General features: G+C 24.7%; 17 protein-coding genes. 12 read left to right on the forward strand and 5 right to left on the reverse strand.

Going from position 1 to position 17,725, the window contains the following annotated elements; genetic code table 11:
* Positions 1-12: 12 nt before the first annotated feature.
* Positions 13-1,074: a hypothetical protein gene (locus tag GCL60_RS08925; protein WP_153420308.1), complete on the forward strand. Its 1,062-nt coding sequence runs from the start codon at positions 13-15 to the stop codon at positions 1,072-1,074.
* Here GCL60_RS08925 and GCL60_RS08930 read toward each other — a convergent pair.
* Positions 1,038-1,844, reverse strand: coding sequence for a YkgJ family cysteine cluster protein (locus tag GCL60_RS08930; protein WP_153420309.1), 807 nt, complete (start codon positions 1,842-1,844; stop codon positions 1,038-1,040). The genes GCL60_RS08925 and GCL60_RS08930 overlap by 37 nt on opposite strands.
* A gap of 95 nt (positions 1,845-1,939) precedes the next feature.
* Here GCL60_RS08930 and GCL60_RS08935 point away from each other — a divergent pair, with 95 nt between their 5' ends.
* Entirely contained in the window at positions 1,940-2,500 is a 561-nt protein-coding gene (locus GCL60_RS08935) for a hypothetical protein (RefSeq protein WP_153420310.1), read from the forward strand.
* Between the two features lie 3 nt (positions 2,501-2,503).
* On the opposite strand, the gene GCL60_RS08940 is transcribed toward GCL60_RS08935, so the two are convergent.
* Both GCL60_RS08940 and GCL60_RS08945 read right to left on the reverse strand, forming a co-directional pair.
* Positions 2,504-4,750, reverse strand: coding sequence for an alpha/beta fold hydrolase (locus GCL60_RS08940; RefSeq protein WP_161998146.1), 2,247 nt, complete (start codon positions 4,748-4,750; stop codon positions 2,504-2,506).
* A 179-nt stretch (positions 4,751-4,929) separates the two neighbouring features.
* The gene (locus GCL60_RS08945; RefSeq protein ID WP_153420312.1) at positions 4,930-6,474 is read right to left on the reverse strand and encodes an ABC transporter substrate-binding protein; all 1,545 of its coding nucleotides are present in this window, start codon (positions 6,472-6,474) and stop codon (positions 4,930-4,932) included.
* A gap of 323 nt (positions 6,475-6,797) precedes the next feature.
* On the opposite strand from GCL60_RS08945, the gene GCL60_RS08950 reads away from it, so the two are divergent.
* Entirely contained in the window at positions 6,798-7,313 is a 516-nt protein-coding gene (locus tag GCL60_RS08950) for a hypothetical protein (protein WP_153420313.1), read from the forward strand.
* A gap of 753 nt (positions 7,314-8,066) precedes the next feature.
* On the opposite strand, the gene GCL60_RS08960 is transcribed toward GCL60_RS08950, so the two are convergent.
* Complete coding sequence (locus GCL60_RS08960) at positions 8,067-8,846, reverse strand: substrate-binding periplasmic protein (protein WP_153420315.1); 780 nt, start codon at positions 8,844-8,846, stop codon at positions 8,067-8,069.
* Positions 8,847-8,996: 150 nt separating this feature from the next.
* The gene (gene map / locus GCL60_RS08965) at positions 8,997-9,761 is read right to left on the reverse strand and encodes a type I methionyl aminopeptidase (protein WP_153420316.1); all 765 of its coding nucleotides are present in this window, start codon (positions 9,759-9,761) and stop codon (positions 8,997-8,999) included.
* A gap of 123 nt (positions 9,762-9,884) precedes the next feature.
* Here map and GCL60_RS08970 point away from each other — a divergent pair, with 123 nt between their 5' ends.
* The 9 genes from GCL60_RS08970 to GCL60_RS09010 all read left to right on the forward strand — a co-directional run bounded on the left by GCL60_RS08970 (position 9,885) and on the right by GCL60_RS09010 (position 17,651).
* Complete coding sequence (locus tag GCL60_RS08970) at positions 9,885-12,053, forward strand: sensor histidine kinase (RefSeq protein WP_153420317.1); 2,169 nt, start codon at positions 9,885-9,887, stop codon at positions 12,051-12,053.
* A gap of 2 nt (positions 12,054-12,055) precedes the next feature.
* Positions 12,056-13,474: a sigma-54-dependent transcriptional regulator gene (locus tag GCL60_RS08975; RefSeq protein ID WP_153420318.1), complete on the forward strand. Its 1,419-nt coding sequence runs from the start codon at positions 12,056-12,058 to the stop codon at positions 13,472-13,474.
* Positions 13,458-14,612 (forward strand): lysylphosphatidylglycerol synthase domain-containing protein, encoded by a 1,155-nt coding sequence (locus GCL60_RS08980; RefSeq protein ID WP_153420319.1) that lies wholly within the window; start codon positions 13,458-13,460, stop codon positions 14,610-14,612. The genes GCL60_RS08975 and GCL60_RS08980 overlap by 17 nt, the downstream gene beginning before the upstream one ends.
* Positions 14,613-14,821: 209 nt before the next feature.
* Positions 14,822-15,238: a hypothetical protein gene (locus GCL60_RS08985; RefSeq protein WP_153420320.1), complete on the forward strand. Its 417-nt coding sequence runs from the start codon at positions 14,822-14,824 to the stop codon at positions 15,236-15,238.
* Positions 15,239-15,347: 109 nt separating this feature from the next.
* The gene (locus GCL60_RS08990) at positions 15,348-15,806 is read left to right on the forward strand and encodes a hypothetical protein (protein WP_153420321.1); all 459 of its coding nucleotides are present in this window, start codon (positions 15,348-15,350) and stop codon (positions 15,804-15,806) included.
* Positions 15,807-16,202, forward strand: a complete 396-nt coding sequence (locus tag GCL60_RS08995; RefSeq protein WP_153420322.1) for a hypothetical protein — start codon at positions 15,807-15,809, stop codon at positions 16,200-16,202.
* A gap of 91 nt (positions 16,203-16,293) precedes the next feature.
* Positions 16,294-16,755 (forward strand): twin-arginine translocase TatA/TatE family subunit, encoded by a 462-nt coding sequence (locus GCL60_RS09000; RefSeq protein WP_161998147.1) that lies wholly within the window; start codon positions 16,294-16,296, stop codon positions 16,753-16,755.
* A 104-nt stretch (positions 16,756-16,859) separates the two neighbouring features.
* Positions 16,860-17,303, forward strand: coding sequence for a hypothetical protein (locus tag GCL60_RS17275; RefSeq protein ID WP_161998148.1), 444 nt, complete (start codon positions 16,860-16,862; stop codon positions 17,301-17,303).
* A gap of 21 nt (positions 17,304-17,324) precedes the next feature.
* A complete protein-coding gene (locus GCL60_RS09010; protein WP_153420325.1) occupies positions 17,325-17,651 on the forward strand; it encodes a hypothetical protein in 327 nt (108 codons plus the stop codon).
* The last annotated feature ends 74 nt before the right edge of the window (positions 17,652-17,725 follow it).

Raw genomic sequence — 17,725 nt, forward strand, 5'->3', positions numbered from 1 at the left:
CTTGGGAGTAATTTGAAACTTTTAAGCCATATAAAATCCTTATATAGTAAATACTCTCGCCTATTGCCATGGGCGAGTTTAATTTGGGGTATAGGTTCTAGTTTTTGGCTTACTCGTGATTATGATAAAGCAAATAGACTTGGTTTTTTTACATTAGCCTTTTTTTTATTAATTATAATTATGTCAACTTGGTATAGTTATATTACAAAAATCTCTTTACAAAGTCATAATAAATTAACTAAAATTCATATTAATATTCATAAACAAAAAGATTTATTAGAGTTTGTTGGGTTAACCGCAACTCAATATTTTATTCAATATATATTTATGTTTTGCCTTCCTTTTTTATATTTTAAGCAAGAATGGATTTGGCTTTTCTTTTTATCCTTTTTTGTTGGAATGACCTTATGGGATCCTTTTTGGGTAAGGCTATTTAAAATACAAATTTTTAGATTATTTTTAAGACTTATTTCTTCTTGTATGGCTTTTGGTTTTTTATATGCTGTGCTATTTCCTAAATTCATAGATTATTATTATGTTTGGTTTACAGTAGTTTGTTTTTTTGTTATTTTTCCTTGGAATTCTTTTGTTATAAATCGAAAAATTAAAATTCAAGAAATTGCGGCTTCATTTATTTTAACTATTATTATTGCTATTCATTCTTTTATACCATCAGAATATCAATTTCCTGTTATCTCAATTTGGGTTGAAAATAGTAACTATTCAATTGAAAAACCTAGTAGTAATTCTTATGAGCTTATTAAAGGGAATATTAGAACAAGAAAAGAATTTTTAAAAACGATAAATTCCGGGAAACAAATTTGTGCAATATCTCCCATTATTGCTCCATCAGGTTTTTATTCAAGAATATATCATGAATGGTACGTTGATGATATTTTAATAGATAGAATAACATTACCTAATATCTCTGGTTCAGATATTAAAGAAAAACATAATACATATTCATGCAAAAAATATTTTTTAAATATGAAACAAGCAAAAAAAATAACAACCAAGATTTATTTAAAAAATGGTATTTATGTTGGTAAACAATTTTTAATCATTTCTGATTGAGCTTCTTCCAAAGCAAGTAAATCATTTTCACCAATTTCGTATCCAATACTTTTTAACATTTCGGTATAAAGCGAAAAGTCGTGGATTCCCTCTGCAAATTCTTCTTTTAATTCTTCATCGGATAGAGGAACTTCATTTAAAAAAGCTTCTAATCCTTCTTTTGTACAAAGTGCAGCTAATAATAAAGGAAGATGTCCTAATGTACTTCTTCCAAAAGTTTTTCTCTCAAAATCTCTTATGGAATCTTGAGTGAATGAGCCTAATCCAACTGTTTGTTCGATACTTCGATGTGATAATTTTTGTGTGCATAGTTTGGGAGAATCAATACTATTATAAAAACCACAAATTAGAGGACGTAAACCAAATATGCCACAATGTCCTGAAAATTCATTTTTCTGTTCCTTCACAAAAAAAGGGCAAGGAAGTTTTTTTGTTAAAAACTTTTTTTGGTCTGAATCTTTAAAAGGAAGTGAATTATTTTCATATGCGAATTCAAAGTATTTTTCAGCATAAAGGAATAATTTTTCAGCTAATTGGTTGAGGTCAATCCCTTCTGCAAGAAGTCTATTTAATAAAACAAATGCTTCTCCAGCCGTAATGGGAACTAAAGGAAAGTAACAACAAGCTCCACATCCTTTAGTACAGGCTATTTTTTCAGAGGGATTCTGTTCTAAAAAGTTATTAGTAGCATTTTCAGCATCTAATTCAAAGTTTTCATATTTCTCTAGTATAAATGGAATTAAATGACTAATTGCCTTAGAGTAATCCATATCCACCTCCTTTTTAAGTCTTAGTATGGGGATAAGTTTGCTATTAGCGTGTTTTAGGAATAAATCCAAGTAGAAAAATTTAGGAAATCTATTTTATGAAGGAATTAGAATTTAAGCAGTATATACTTCACTATTACAGAAATTCGTTTGAAAAAATTGGCGTGCAAAGAAGATTTTTAAAAGATACAAATAAATCTGAAATATATTTGGAAGAAGAATGGATTAAGTTATCAAAAGAAACTGGAATAGAAAAAAATAAATTAAGGCGTTGGAGATCTGAATATGATAAGTTTTTTAATGCTTTTGAAACATTGAATGAATTAGCCAAAGTTGGAAAATTTAATAATTTAAATGACTTTATAAACTCATTTTTTGGCATAAAAACAAATGAAATTAGTTCAGAATTAACTTGTGAAAAAAAGACTTGGAGTTCAAAAGCTAAGGAAAATATGATAAAATTAAATGACGAAGATTTTGAAAATAGAATTAAATTATGTTCAATTATTTCATTTATATGTAATATGAAAAAAAAAGAAGATTTAGAAGAAATATTAAATTTATTTATTCTAATAATCAATAAATACAATCAAAATGATATTAAGGAAAAAAATAAAATAATATCAATAATTAAATTATTAAAAATATCTATAGATTAGATGTTAATTGTAATAGAATTTATTAATTTTATTAACTACAATAGAATTATCAGTAAATAACAAACCATGGCCACTATTTATATAATATATTTCAGAATTTTTATTGCAAAATAATCTTAATAACTCAGCGTTATTTTTGTGGAAAATTAAATCATTTTTACCATGTATAATTAATGAATCTATATGTATTTTTATTCCATCGCATTTTTCATTAAAAAACTTATAAATAAGATTTGTTTGTAAATTTAAATTTTCATTGCAATTTTTAATATTATTTTTCCTATAAGATAATTTATTTATTTTAAAGTTTGTATAATAATTTTTATTATATATAACTTTTTTTAAATTTATATCTTGTTTTATAATAAGATCGATTATCTTTTTGTTTGGCTGAATTCTATATATACCTCCGTATGAAGTAGAACAAAATATGATTTTTTTTGGGGCAAGTTTGGGATATAATAATAAAGTATTTCTTAAAACATATCCGCCCATTGAATACCCAAGTAATGCATAATTTATTTCTTTATAAGTTTTCTTAAATAATAAATAGAAAAATCTTGAATAATCGTCAAAGGATATAACTTTTTCTTGTGATTTTGATAATCCAAAATTTGGATAATTAAATAATATAATTTGAAAATTTTTAGAAAGTTTAATTAAAAATTTCTTACTCCAATTATTTATAAATGAACCAAATCCGTTAAATAAATAAATTTGATGCTTAGAATTTCCAATGATATAATATTCAATTATATTTCCATCAATTTCAATTATCTTACTCATTTTTTCTTTCTTTTTTAAATATAATGTTCTAATTTTTTTATAGGATAAAAATTTATTTTCAATATTTTTATCAAAATAAGAAAGATCTTTGTTATTATTAAATTCATTTTCGCTCAAACTACTAGATAATAAAAGTAATCCATTATATTTATATTTCTCTTTTAATTTATAGCTAATCTTTATTTTATCAGCTGTTAAAATGTTGGATGTATTATCGCTTTTAAATATAAAGTCAGATATAATTACGTCGTATTTATTAATATTTATTTTTCCTAATATGATATCTTCAAAAAATGTATCCGGTTCAAAATAGAATTTAATTTGACATTTTTTTAATAAATGATTCCAAATATCCTGTGATTTGTAATCATCATCAATTATTATAAAATTCAGCTTCTTAGAATCAATTTTTGAGATTCTTTTTTCGATAAATTCAATTTTATAAAAAATAAGCTTAATTTCAAGATATTTTGTTATCTGGTTATTATTAATTTCAATTTTACCATTATTCCTTTTTAAAGCATTAAAAATTATAAAAGCACCATTTGCTTTAGAATTAATGTTTTTATTAAATTTTTGATTAGTAAATTTATTTATATTTTTATCACTCATATAAGTGTTTGAATTAAAAAAATTAATAATTAAATTATTATTTTGTATTTTATAATCTATTAAAAAGTGAATATAATTTAAATTATTATTTAAAGATGATTCAATTGCATTTTTAATTAAATTTATAAATATAATATATAAATCTTCTTTAATTATTTTAATAAATAATTTATTGGTATTAATTATTTCATAAGAAATATTTATTTTTTTAAAGTTTTTTAAAGAAAGAAATGAATCATGTATAATTTTTTCTAGTAATTTATAACTTTTATTGTGATTCTGTTCTTTATTATAAATATACTTATCAATGAAATATTCAATTATACTTCTAGAAGTTTTAACAGTATTAATGCAGTTAAAAATATTTTTTTTGATTCTATCTTTTCTGACTAGTAAGTTTTTCAAATTATTTTCAACCATAAGTAATGGTAATGTAATATCATGCGATAAAATTCTAGATTTTTCAACAATTCTTATATATTTTTTTATGTAAATTAATAAATATATATATATTATAAAAATAATAATAAAAAACATTATAATTATTACAAAAAAATCTTTATAATCAGAAAGCTTTACAGGAACAGATATTTGAATTGATCCTATGAATTTATTGTCATTATTATAATAATATTTTTCATAGCATATCTCTATTTCTCTATTGCTATTTAATATATAAATATTTTCGTTAATAAAATTATTGTATAATGAAGAATATATTAAATACCCAGTTTTGCAATTTATATTATAATTACTTTTTGATATTAAAAAATTATTAAAATATATTTGATATGAATTTATTATTTCAGATTTTAACATTGACTGTAATGAGTTTCGTATGGATTTATCCATATCCATATATAATAAAGAAGCTATAAATGAAGTATTATTATATTTTAATATATAAATAGTTTTTTCTTTATATGTTTGAATTGAAAAATAGAAAAAAGATATAAAAATGATAAAAATATATATTAAAAAAATCGAAAAAGATATTATGTGTGTTGTTTTTTTTAATTCTAAATTATTTATCATTTATTTATTTTATATTTAATCTCCCATACCTTAAATCTCATGCCTCCTGGCTGCGCTATAAAAGTTGATGAGTCAATTTTATTTGAGTTATAAAAATAAACAGAATATAAATCCCATAAAGGAACTACAATAGCACTTTCAGATAAATATGTACTTAATAATTTAGAATACTTTAATTTTTCTTTGGGGTCATTAGATAAAATAATTTTATTAAAATAGTCTTCAATATTTTCATCATTTTTAGGATAACTATTTTTATAAAAACTCCCTTTTCTAAAATAACTAAAAACATATGATGGATCCTTATGTGAAGCTTGAATTCCAACAATATGCATCGGAGAATTTAAATTTAATTTTCCATCATCTAAAATAAATCTAGTTTTTATTCCTAAAATTTCTAATTGTTTTTTTAAATTAACAAAATTGCTTTTACTTAAAGCATCAGTATTTTGTCCAAAAGTATTAATATCAATAGTATCTTTTAATAAATATTTCGGAACTTTATTTATATAAAATTTAGCTAAATTTATGTTTTGTTTTAAATCAATATTAGCTCTTCCCCAAATACTTATAGGTATCATTTCACTGTTTTTAACGATATAATTAATATTATTTACCAGTTCATCTCTATTTATTGACAGTGATATTGCTTTTCTGAAATTTTCATTTTTTCCAAGTTCACTATCATAATTAAAAAATATTCCTAGAGTTCCATATGAAACGTTAATAACTTCCTTTTTATAAATTTCATGATTTAAATTCCACATATCTTTCCAAAATATGTCGCCTTCACTATTATTTGATGAAATAAATCTAACGAATTTTGGCGCTGAATCATATTTTGAATTTTCTCTTTTTTTAATAATTGTTTCACCGGTTTCGTAATTAGATGATAAAACGTAATAAGGGCCAACTCCAATAGGCCATTTTTTCCAGCTAAAATAATTATCTTTTAGAGTCTTTATGGAAACAAGAGGAGTACCCGCATGTGTTAATTTTTCTATAAAATGAATATCAATTTTTTTTAGCTTAATTGTAAGTTCATATTTATTAATTACGCTTATTGCTTTTATGAGTTCAGGATCGTATGGAGTACCAGGTTTAATATTCTCTGTGCCTTCAATATTTGACAAACTATGCTTTGCATTTATATCTAAATTGGTGAAAAAATACCTAGCTAGAGAAAATTTAACATCATCTGCAGTGGCTTCCCATGATGAATCTTCATCAATGAAATATAAATTTTTCTTTAGTTTAAGATTTATAATTGAAGGATCGCTTTTATTTGGTTCTGCATATTCTAATGATGATAAACTATCTTGAAAATCTGGCAGATTTGAATCTGTTGATTCAATTAAAAGTCCTTGGACGGCTTCTGTAAATGTTCCATAACTTATAAATGGGACTCCTATTTTATAAGGTAATCTATTATCTGACGTGAAGTGTAATGTAACCATATCTTCATTTGCTATTTTACTTATATTTGCAAATACAATACTATGAAAAAATTGAACTACTATTAAAATAAATATCTTATTCATACATTTTATAACCTTAAATAAATATTTTATCTATAAAATTTTAAAAATTGCAATATAAATCAAAATATTACAAATATAAGATATTCATTATAATTTTATCTTAGTCAAGAAGATTCAATTATAACTTTTTTGGGCTTGTGATTAAAATTTATTGACTATATTTTAATCATGTTTTTTCTTACGGAAATTCCGATAAAGATTTTGCCAAACGATAAATACGAAAGATATATCAATTTCTTTACATTAAAAATATAGGTTTATATAAAATACTTAAGCCTATATTTTTCTTTAGGTTTAAATATTTTATATTATGGAATACATTTATGAATGCTATTTTTAAAAATCTTAGTTATGAAAATATAAATATAAATAATTTTAAATTGAGTAAAAATCATTCAACAAACCAATTGATATTATGTTTTGTTATTTCGGTTGTTATTACTAAAAAAATTGAGTATCCAATAAGTAAATATGCAAAAATAGAATTAAAATACGATGAAAAAACATCAAGAATATTTTCAAAAATAAATCCCTTTGAGTTTAAAAAATTATTATCTGATTTAATTGATTATTCTATTAAGTGTGTTGGGAAAGATAATTCTATTTTTATTAATATAATTGATAGTAAAAAATATGTAAAAATATCTATTAAAGAAAAATTTTCATCTTATCATGATTTAATTAATAATATTGAACTAAATTATTTTTTAAATATTTGCAAAAATAATTTAGTTCAATATACGGATTGGGGGGCTAAAATACTTATAAAAAAAGACATTTTTAAAAGAATGAATATTAAAATTATTTTAAATAAATCATCATCTATTCTTAAATATTAAAATTAAAAAATTATTTTTCAATGATTTTTTCACTTGATTTTCTTCAACTTCAACTTTGAAATTAGTTTCTTCGAGTATTGTAATATTTTCAATTAAGAGTTTATAATATATAATTAAATATTTAGGCGAAAATTGTCCGAAAATATGAACTATTAGTCCCTTAGTGGATCACACTTTTGATGCGATTTGAATTCCACTAATTTTTATTAATGAGTTGAAGAGAATTTCGATTGACCGCTTTCAAGAACTAACTATTTTTGAATAAACTTCTTCATCAGAAAAAAAGCTCCTTTTTTGATTTTGAAAGTTTAATTGGAAAATGCAATTATGAAAAAATAAAGTCAAATTTATATTTTATTTTTTTAACTATATACGAATTTTTAGCTAGAAATTTAGTTTTTATAGTCAGAATTTCCTCTTTAATTAAAGTTAATTAATGAATATTACTATTGTTACTATATTAATATTTGGTATAGATAATTTTGTATTTCTAAATATTTCAATAAGATGAAGTTTAAATCCATAATAATAAGTTTATTTGGAAGAACAATATCCGATAGAAGAGATATCATTGACAGTCTTACATTTATCAGTCTTACTAGTTCAGGAAGAGCTACATTTAAAGAGATTAACTCTAATAAATTAAATAATAAAATTTTAAAAGATTTTAATAATGGAATGTCTAAAATTAATAAAGATCAATTTTATTTTGATTATTTAATTTTTAATTATTAATAGTTAATATTATAAAAATTATTTATTACTATTTTTTTTCGGAATTTGATTTATAATTTTTTGGTATTCTTTTGATTTTTTAAAATATTCTACAGCATTATGAACTTTTTTAATTAATTCAGGGGAAGTTTTTGATGTTGTTCCAATATACTTAGATTGAATTGAAATTGAATTTCCTATTTTAAAGTCGCTTTCTGATAAATTTTCTGCAGAAGATAATGTTTTAATTGCATGTATTGCAACAATATCAATCGTAAACCAAGTATCAATTCTTTTTCCTATTAGCTTTTTAAAATTTCTTATATCAATTGGAATTTCATCTATGTCTTTGGAGTCTAGTCCATTTTCAGGTCTAGCTAGAATTGCGCGGTATGATGATGATGCAAGTACTCCTATTTTTAAATTTTTTGCATCTAGTATAGAATTAATTTTTTTTGAACGTTTCATGGTTATAAACATTGTATGAGCATCATATATTTTTGAGACCCAGATAAATTTTTCTTCTCTTTCAGGTATTCTAGTTAGAGGGATAATAAATGTTTTATTATCCTTATTATCTAAAGCTTCTTTATAAGCTCTTGTCCATGGGCGCCATTCAAGATTAATTTTTATATTTTTTTCTTTTAATGCTTTTGCAATAATTATTCCACCCAGTCCTCCAAGTTCTTTATCTTTGGTTTCTTCAATTTCACCGGTGAAGCTCGGATCTGCGAGTAAAGTAATTTCTTCAGAAAACACATTTAATGGAAAAAATAAAATAATAAAAATAAATATTTTAATTAAAAATTTAAAAAACAAAGATTCACCTCATTGATAATTATTTTTAATTATACAGTTTTAATTTTATTAAATCAAAATTTAAAATAAAAGAGTTAAAATAATGTCATTTGAAATCTAATTTATTAATATTTATAATTTTTTAATGTTGTAATAATATTTAAAATTTTGCTAAAAAAATCTTCCACTACTAGGAATAGTTAAAATAATTGGCTCCCCATCTGTTACGATTATGGAATGTTCAAATTGAGCTGCTCGGTGATTTTTATTAATATATAAAGTCCACCCATCTTGACTTTCATTTGCGTAGTTACTTCCATTTGATAAAAAAGGTTCTACTGTTATTACGGATCCATTTGAAAGAATTCTTTTATCATTATCGTCATAAATCGAAGATATAAATTTAGGTTCTTCATGCAGTGCTTTTCCTACGCCGTGGCTTCCTAAATTTTCAATTATATTATAATTATAGCTTTTTGCCGTTTTTTGAATAGCTTTTCCAATATCAGATATTTTTTTATTTGCTTTTGCCGCAAATATACCAGCATACATAGAATCAATAGTGGCTTTACATAATCTTTCATAATGTGGGTTTGTATTTTCTAGCGTAAATGTACCTCCTGTATCAGCAAAATAACCATATAATTCCGCAGAAACATCAATATTAATTAAATCGCCTTTTTTTAATTTAGTTTCAGAAGGTATCCCATGAGCTATTTTATGATTAATTGAAATACAAGTATATCCAGGAAAGTTATAAGTTACTTTAGGAGCTGATTTTGCTCCAAATTTATCTAAATATTCAAAGCCAATTTCATCTAATTCTTTTGATGTCATTCCAGGCTTTGCTTTTTCTTTCATTAAGACAAGAGTATCGGCAACTATTTGACCGATATTCTTTAATTTTTCAATTTCATCATTTGATTTTACGTTCATTATTCCACCATTTTATGTATTAATATAAAAAATATTGTTCTATTTTTCATAGAAGCTATCATATATACTATTGATGTGGTGAATGCCACTAAAATTTTGTTAGAAAATGAGGCAAAATAAATCATGAAATATCGTTCAAGACTATATGTTCTTTTCGTATGGGCTTTTTTTGCTATTATTATAGCTTTTACAGGCTCCTGGATTGAAAATTATATTGTTAGCGATGGAGCGATATTTGGAAATAAATTTTTTGGAAGTTCCTTTTTTTTATTTTTTTCAGCTGTTAATATTAATGTAATTCTTCTTTTATTATTTGTGTTTCTAACCTTTAGAAGTGGTGTTAAATTAATTGTAGATAATTCACAAGGTGCTTTTGGTAGTAAATTAAATACTAAACTCGTTACTGCGTTCCTGTTTTTTTCTTTACTACCTACTGTGGTTTTATTGTATGTTTCTACAAAATTTGTAAATACAAATTTTGAAAAATGGCTTCCATCAAATTTTGTTGAAGCAACTGAAGAAACATTGAATAGTGAAGCTATGTATCAATCTCAAATTCTTTCTTTATTTGATAATCAAATTCCAACAAAAGACAATTTTAATACATTTGATTTCGTTAAAGATAAAAAGAAAGATAAATTTATTTATCTATCAAAAAAAGAATTAAAGAGTGATCATAAAATAAATGAGATAATTGAAAAAAATAAATCACAATTAACTAATAAAGCAATTTGGTTTGAATATGATAACGAAAGAATGATTTTATTAAAATCAAATGTAAACTTTATATTTGGGATTATTTCTCCAAAAATGCTTCATCCTCAATGGTTACTATTAAAGTCAGAATATCCTGAATCTAAAAATGCTACAAAAGTTTTAAAATTATCTTATTATGTTATGTTAGGTGTTATTACATTACTCATTATTTTTTCTGCAACTTGGTTAGGATTTACAATAGCAAGAGAGATCACTGTTCCAATGAAAATACTTTCAGATGCAACAGAAAGCGTTGCGCATGGTGATTATTCTGTAAAAATTGATGATATTGTTTCAGATGATGAGATGGGAAAATTAGCTCTAAGTTTTAGATCTATGGTATCAGATTTGAAATTAGAAAAAGAAAGAGTTGATTTATATTCAAACGAAATAAAAAGAAAAGCAGATGAATTATTAATTAAATCAGAATATAATGAAATTTTATTAAGAAATGTAAATGCAGCAGTTATTGCATTAGACCAAGACTTGTATATTGAAACATGGAATTATAGAGCAGAAAATATTTTTAATTATAAAGAGTCAGAAGCTTTAGGTAAACATATTTCTCAAATTATAGAAAAAAATATATTTGAAAAAGCATTTCTACCACCTCTATCTGAAATAACAGAATCATCACAAAAAAGAATTGAATTAGAATGGTCGGGAAAAATTGCTGAAATTGACTATCAATTACAAGTTGCAGTAAGTATGTTACTTTCATCTAGAGGAAAAGTTGTTAAAATAATATTTATAAATGATATTACTGAACTTGCTAAAGTGCAAAGAATGGCTGCCTGGAGAGATGTTGCGCGAAGGATTGCTCATGAAATTAAAAATCCTTTAACACCTATTAAATTGGGAGCTCAGCGAATTGAGCGACGTTTTTCGGATCATTTTGTTGGAGTTGAGAGAAATATATTTCGAGAATCTGTTCAAATTATTTTACAGAGTACAGAAAGTATAAAGATACTAGTTGATGAGTTTATTAAATTTTCTAGAATGCCTCAATCCTTTTTGCAAGAAGGTAATATTGTAGAATCTGTTTATATGGCTTTAAGAGGATTTGTTGGTAACATTGAGAATGTGTCAATGGTTTTTCATATAAAAATAGATAATAATAATGTTGTATTAAAGAATGAGGAGCGTATAGAGCTTTTACCTGTAATCATATGTAATTATGATAGAGACCAAATTGTACGATTATTTGTAAATTTAATTTCTAACGCCGTAACAGTCTCTCATGGTACGAATCAGCCAGTAACAGTCTCATTATCCTATAATACAGGTGAGAGGTTTGTTAAAATAAGAGTTATGGACTTGGGAGAGGGCCTTTCAAAAGAAATAAAAGCTAGACTTTTTGAACCTTATTTTAGTACTAAAAAAACAGGAACTGGGCTTGGGCTTGTGATTGCGAAACAAATTGTAGATGAACATTTTGGAAAAATTTATGTTGAAGAAAACCTTCCAAAAGGTACAGTGTTTATCGTTGAAATCCCTGCTATAAAGTTTAGGGAAAATGAGGATAAAATAATTTGAATATGACAAATTTACCAGGAAAAATTTTGGTTATTGATGATGAAAAAGATATCTGTACTACTTTATCAGGTATATTAAGTGATGAAGGTTACAAAGTAATAACTGCAAATTCAGCTGAATCAGGGTTAAAACTGGCTAAAAGAGAACTCCCTGATGTTTGTTTTTTAGATGTTTGGTTACCCGACTCTGACGGAACAGAAACTCTCGAAAAATTAAAAGCTTTAAATTCTGATTTATATGTCATTATGATGAGTGGGCATGCAAATATAGAAACAGCAGTTAAATGTACTAGATTAGGTGCGACAGATTTTATTGAAAAGCCATTAAGTCTAGAAAAAGTTTTATTAAATGTTCAAAACATATTGCATTTAAAAGATTTAAAATTTGAAAATCAAAATCTAAAAAATAGGGTTGAAAAAAAATATACTTTATTAGGAAGCTCTCAAGCTCTTAAAGATATTATTTCAACTGTAGAAATGGTAGCAAATAAAAATACTACAATTTTAATTACAGGTGAAAATGGAACTGGAAAAGAAAATGTTGCTAGATTAATACATCAAAAATCGAATCGTTGTTCTAAACCATTTGTTGCAATTAATTGTGCTGCTATACCAGATGAATTAATTGAAAGTGAATTATTTGGTTATGAAAAAGGTGCATTTACTGGAGCCCATTCTTCTAAAAGAGGAAAATTTGAATTAGCTCACAATGGTACATTATTTTTAGATGAAATTGGTGATATGAGTTTAAAAACTCAAAGTAAATTATTAAGAGCATTACAAGAACAAAAAATTGAGAGAGTTGGTTCTGACGAAACAATTTCGGTCGATACCAGAATTATTGCTGCTACAAATAAAAATTTAGAAGAAGAAATTAAAAAAGGTACGTTTAGAGAAGATCTTTATTATCGTATCAATGTTATTCCAATTCATTTACCACCTTTAAGACAAAGAAAAGAAGATATAGAATTGATTTCATCTCATTATTTATCCCTATTTTCTGCTGAAAATAGCATTAAAAATAAAGTTATTTCTAGTTCTGCAATTCAAATATTAAAAACATATTCATGGCCTGGAAATGTTAGAGAATTAAAAAATATTATGGAACGATTATCTATAATGGTTAAAGCAGATTTTATTGAGCCTCAGCATTTACCTTTTCCAATTAATTCTATTAAATTCGAAAAAAATGAAGAATTTGAAAATTTATTTACTTCTATTGATTTTAGAGAAGCTAGAGCAAAATTTGAAAGAGTTTTCATATTAAAAAAACTTGAAGAGTTTGATGGAAATGTAACAAGAACTGCAGATGCAATGGGAATGGAAAGAAGCCATTTATATAGAAAAATGAGGCAATTTGAATTAGTACCAGAAAATGAAAAAAATAATGATGAGGAAAAGTTAAATGAAAACATTAATTAAATTTATCGTTTTATTTTTGTTTTCTGTTATAGCAATTTACTTTTTATTACATCAAAAAATAATTGATATTAATGCCTTAAAAAATGCTTTTAATACCAATAAAAGTTTAATTCTTTTAATTGCAATTATTCAAATTTCTGTTTGTTTATTTATGACTTTAAGATATTTTAGCCTTTTAAAGATTTTTAAAATTAAAACTGATTTTCAAAATGTTTTAGCTGCTACATTTGTTAGTAATGGTATTGGTCAATGGATGCCCGGATCTATGGCTTTTATAGAAGTTATACGAATAGGATTAATGTTAGGTGCTGATAAACATCTTAATCAAAAAAATTTAGATAAAAAAGAAATTGAAATAAAAGAAAACTTGGCAGAGTTGGCGTTAAAGTCAAAATTAGCAGCTGTTTCTATTATTGATAGATTAATTGGTATACTTGTCATGTTAGGATTTGGATTAATTGTTTCATCATTTGTCTATTTTCAAATAAGTTCAAATTTAAATATGATTGATAAAGCAAATAGTTTAAAAGGTTTTTTAGTTCTTACTTTGTTATTATTTATAGCAATAATTATGTTGCCTTTTCTCTCAAAATCAAAGGTATTTCGTAAAATATTAAGTAGGTTTGAACGTCTATTTCTTGCTTTATTTAAAAAGGGTTTTTTAAATAAGATTATTAGAAAATTATTTCATGAAATAAATTCTTTATTAGATGCAATTGTATTAGGTAGTAGTAAATTATATTTATTTTGGAAGCCTTTTTTTTATAGCATTATGTGTGTTCTTTTATCCTGTTTAGGCTTGTATTTAAGTAGTATTGCCTTATCCAATAAAATTCCTTTTGAAGTCATTCTTGCAACAATATCTATTTTGTCTATCGCTTCTTTATTGCCAATAGGTATAGCAGGTGTGGGTGGAATGCAAATTATTGCTGCCATTGTGTTTTCCCTCTTTCTAATTTCACCCCAGGCCGCGAGTTCTTCACAGCTGCTCCAAACATCCGTCAATTTATTGGCGGTATCGGCAGTTGGTATTTTGTTTGCAAGATTGAGTGCAAAACAAATACGTGCCATTTTATTATCTAGGAAAAATCAGCAGTTAATAGACGGAAAAAAAACATCTGATATTACAGATGTTTAGCCTTTAATTTTTTTTATAAAAAATTCACCATTTTTTAAAAATTTATGTTATAATGCCTTATGTTAATTTGTATTTTTTTGTAGAAGACAAAAAGTCCTAAGAACTCTAAGCTGTTATAATTTCTAAAGTTGCAATTAAATTTTGTCGATATAAAAATTGGGCTTAGATGGCTCTTATTTTCATTTTATTTTTTAGAAAGGAGGTGGATAATGCAAGGTAAATTTTTTAATGATTCTTTTATATCTAGCATGGATTTTGAAAAGGTTGAGAATCTTCGTCAAATTTATGATTGGGTTCGCAGTCATACTGAGCTTTGCCACCTCTATACTAATTTATCAGGTATAGATGATAAGGTAAAATTTAAAAATGAAATTGAATCTTCTTTAGCTAAAGGCAAGGTTTTAATGGATTCTATATTTTCTGATTCTATTCAGAACCACAGAAAGCCTTTAATTCCTTTATCGGGAGTGAATCGTTTTTCTGCTACTTTAAATGATTCTATGCCTATTTCAAAATTTGAAGTGGTTTCAAGCCCCTTAAATGGTGCTTTAAAGTCTGAAATTACAGGGATTAGTAATGTTAAAAAAGTTCCTATGCCAAGTAGAACTTACTTAAAAAAGAAATAAATATTTCGAATTAAAATTTTATAAAGTTGTATTATTTTTGTTCACCCTATTTATCCCAGAGTTAAATTAATTAAATTTAACTCTGGTTTTTTTATAGGAATTTAAATAAATGAAAAAAATAATTACATTATTTTTAATTATTGCAGTTATTGTATTAATTTTTAGCTCTTTATTTAAGGTTTATAAAAGTCTAAATATAGACAAAAATAATCAACTTAAAAACAATACTTCAATGCTAAAAAATATACCAAAAGAAATGAAGTATGATTATTTTATAATGAAAGATAATTGGATTTTGTATCATGAATCACTTAATCTTATAATTGGTAAAAAGTATTTATTATTGCATTCAATAGATGGGAAGTATATTTGTTTTTTAGGTTTGTTTTTTTTAAATAAAAATATTAATAATAACTTATCTTTTAAGTCTGATAAGGCAAAATATCAATCAAAATTATATAAATATTCAAATATGAAATCTTTTAAATTAATAACTTTAATTGTAGATTTTAATGAAATTGAAAAATTAAAAAATATTCAAAATTGCTCTGAATGGATTAAATATTAAATGTTAAAAGTTATTATTTTATTTTTAAATTTAATGATATTTCTAAAAATATTTCCAAATAATTTTGTTGAGAGAAAAGAAGTTCAAATTTTATTTGAAAAATGCAAAATAGTTTCACAAAAAAAAATTTTAGAAATTTCAATTAAAAATAAAGATATTTTGGATATTGAAAATGATTATTTATCAGGTAGAATTTGTTTAAAAGCAAAAAAAATTGGTTCTACTGATGTTGTTATGTTATTAGCAGATGGAAGGGGAAACATTATTTGGAAAGTAAACGTCATTCAATCAGTGAATCATCTAAAAAAGAAAAAAAAGAATTGCTCCACAGACAAAAAAATGTCAAAATTCGATAAGGATCTTAAAAAGTTTCATCAAATGTCAGGTTGGAGATAGCCCTACTTAAGGCTTGATTTCATTAATCTCAATTGTTAATGCTAAAGTGTACGCTATTTTTAATGTTTTCCAATTATTTTGGAGTATCTTTGTGTTTGGTTTTAGCGGCGGTGAAATACTTTTAATAGCTCTTATTGCACTTATTTTATTTGGTAATGATAAATTACCTGAAAATATGAAAAAGATGATAAAGGGTTTTAATCAGGCAAAAAAAGTTGCTAAAGATGTGCAAAATTCTTGGCAAGATGTTAAAAATGATGTGCAAAGAAGTATCAACTTTGAGGAAGAAAAACTTGAAGTTCAAGCACTTATAAATTCTTCTTCAGTGCAAATGGATATGGAATCATCAGAAAAATATTATACAGGTTTAGGACAATTGGCTGTCCCACAAGAGGAAATTGATGAGTTTCATTCTGGCGAAATTCATCGGAGTAATGAAGAATTTGCAAATCATATTGAGTTTTCAAAATCGAATGAGGAAATAGTGAATCCTGCTTTTGTAACTCCAAATGAATACATCATGTCTAAAGATTTTATGGGCCCTCGCGTTTAAACATATAATTTAAATTATTTTTGACATATTTATCTATATATTTTTTCCTAATAAAAAAAAATTGCCGATACAAAACGAATAAAAGAATCATATTGGGAATAAATATGGATTTGAATTTAAAAGCAATTTACATAAGTTCTGTTACTATCCCAACTATTCTATTGATATTGTATTTTTTTAGATCTTTCAAAAAAAGCTATTTTAAAAATAAAAAAAAGTTGAGATTTTTAATTTTTAATAGAAGATTAAATCGGGTAAAGAATTTTGAAAAACTTTCAGAAATGGTACTCAAAGACATTTTAGAAGCCCTTAAAATGGAAAATCGTTCCCATGAACAAGCAAAAGCTTTGTTACCTTTGCTTCTAGATGTTAGGAAATCGGGAGAGAAACTTCTTTCACAGCAGCATTTTTATCATACTGTTTTATTTCCCTTGGGGGAAAATAGAATAAAGCCGAGGGTAGAAAGATTGATTCACGTTGAAAAATTGTTAAAGTCACTTCCTAGACAGAGCATTTCATGTGAGAATTTTTATGAAAAGCTTCATTAATTAAAAGGATATTTTTAAATTATGGAAAATGTTATTAATTTTCCCGTCAGAGTCAAAAGAAAACCCGATGAAGTTTGGTATTGTAGAGAATTTTGGACTGGTGACTCTCGTGATGGTCAGTTTTTAAATGGTGATGGATATCATTATTTTGAAATGCTTGGTGATGGAGTTGTTCAAAAAGCATTTGAATATTATGAAAATGACGAAGGAGAAGAAAAAGTAACCCCTACTCCTGAATTGGTTGGAATAAACTGGTTTGAATTTTTTGGGTTTGAAGATGAAGAGCTCTTGGAAATTGTTTTAGAGCATGAATTTTATCATATAGAACAACTAGTTAAAAAGTCTTAGAAAAAGCCCTTGCCATCATTCATTTGGGCATTAAATTTTCATAAAACGTAATTCTTAAAAGAATTCGTTTATGG

It is taken from the genome of Silvanigrella paludirubra, from assembly GCF_009208775.1.
Classification (GTDB): domain Bacteria; phylum Bdellovibrionota_B; class Oligoflexia; order Silvanigrellales; family Silvanigrellaceae; genus Silvanigrella; species Silvanigrella paludirubra.

Coding starts and splice junctions, on each gene's coding strand:
- GCL60_RS08930 (WP_153420309.1), bottom strand. CDS start 1,844: ATGGATTACTCTAAGGCAATTAGTCATTTAATTCCATTTATACTAGAG.
- GCL60_RS08935 (WP_153420310.1), top strand. CDS start 1,940: ATGAAGGAATTAGAATTTAAGCAGTATATACTTCACTATTACAGAAAT.
- GCL60_RS08940 (WP_161998146.1), bottom strand. CDS start 4,750: ATGGATAAATCCATACGAAACTCATTACAGTCAATGTTAAAATCTGAA.
- GCL60_RS08945 (WP_153420312.1), bottom strand. CDS start 6,474: ATGAATAAGATATTTATTTTAATAGTAGTTCAATTTTTTCATAGTATT.
- GCL60_RS08950 (WP_153420313.1), top strand. CDS start 6,798: ATGAATGCTATTTTTAAAAATCTTAGTTATGAAAATATAAATATAAAT.
- map (WP_153420316.1), bottom strand. CDS start 9,761: ATGAACGTAAAATCAAATGATGAAATTGAAAAATTAAAGAATATCGGT.
- GCL60_RS08970 (WP_153420317.1), top strand. CDS start 9,885: ATGAAATATCGTTCAAGACTATATGTTCTTTTCGTATGGGCTTTTTTT.
- GCL60_RS08975 (WP_153420318.1), top strand. CDS start 12,056: ATGACAAATTTACCAGGAAAAATTTTGGTTATTGATGATGAAAAAGAT.
- GCL60_RS08980 (WP_153420319.1), top strand. CDS start 13,458: ATGAAAACATTAATTAAATTTATCGTTTTATTTTTGTTTTCTGTTATA.
- GCL60_RS08985 (WP_153420320.1), top strand. CDS start 14,822: ATGCAAGGTAAATTTTTTAATGATTCTTTTATATCTAGCATGGATTTT.
- GCL60_RS08990 (WP_153420321.1), top strand. CDS start 15,348: ATGAAAAAAATAATTACATTATTTTTAATTATTGCAGTTATTGTATTA.
- GCL60_RS08995 (WP_153420322.1), top strand. CDS start 15,807: ATGTTAAAAGTTATTATTTTATTTTTAAATTTAATGATATTTCTAAAA.
- GCL60_RS17275 (WP_161998148.1), top strand. CDS start 16,860: ATGGATTTGAATTTAAAAGCAATTTACATAAGTTCTGTTACTATCCCA.
- GCL60_RS09010 (WP_153420325.1), top strand. CDS start 17,325: ATGGAAAATGTTATTAATTTTCCCGTCAGAGTCAAAAGAAAACCCGAT.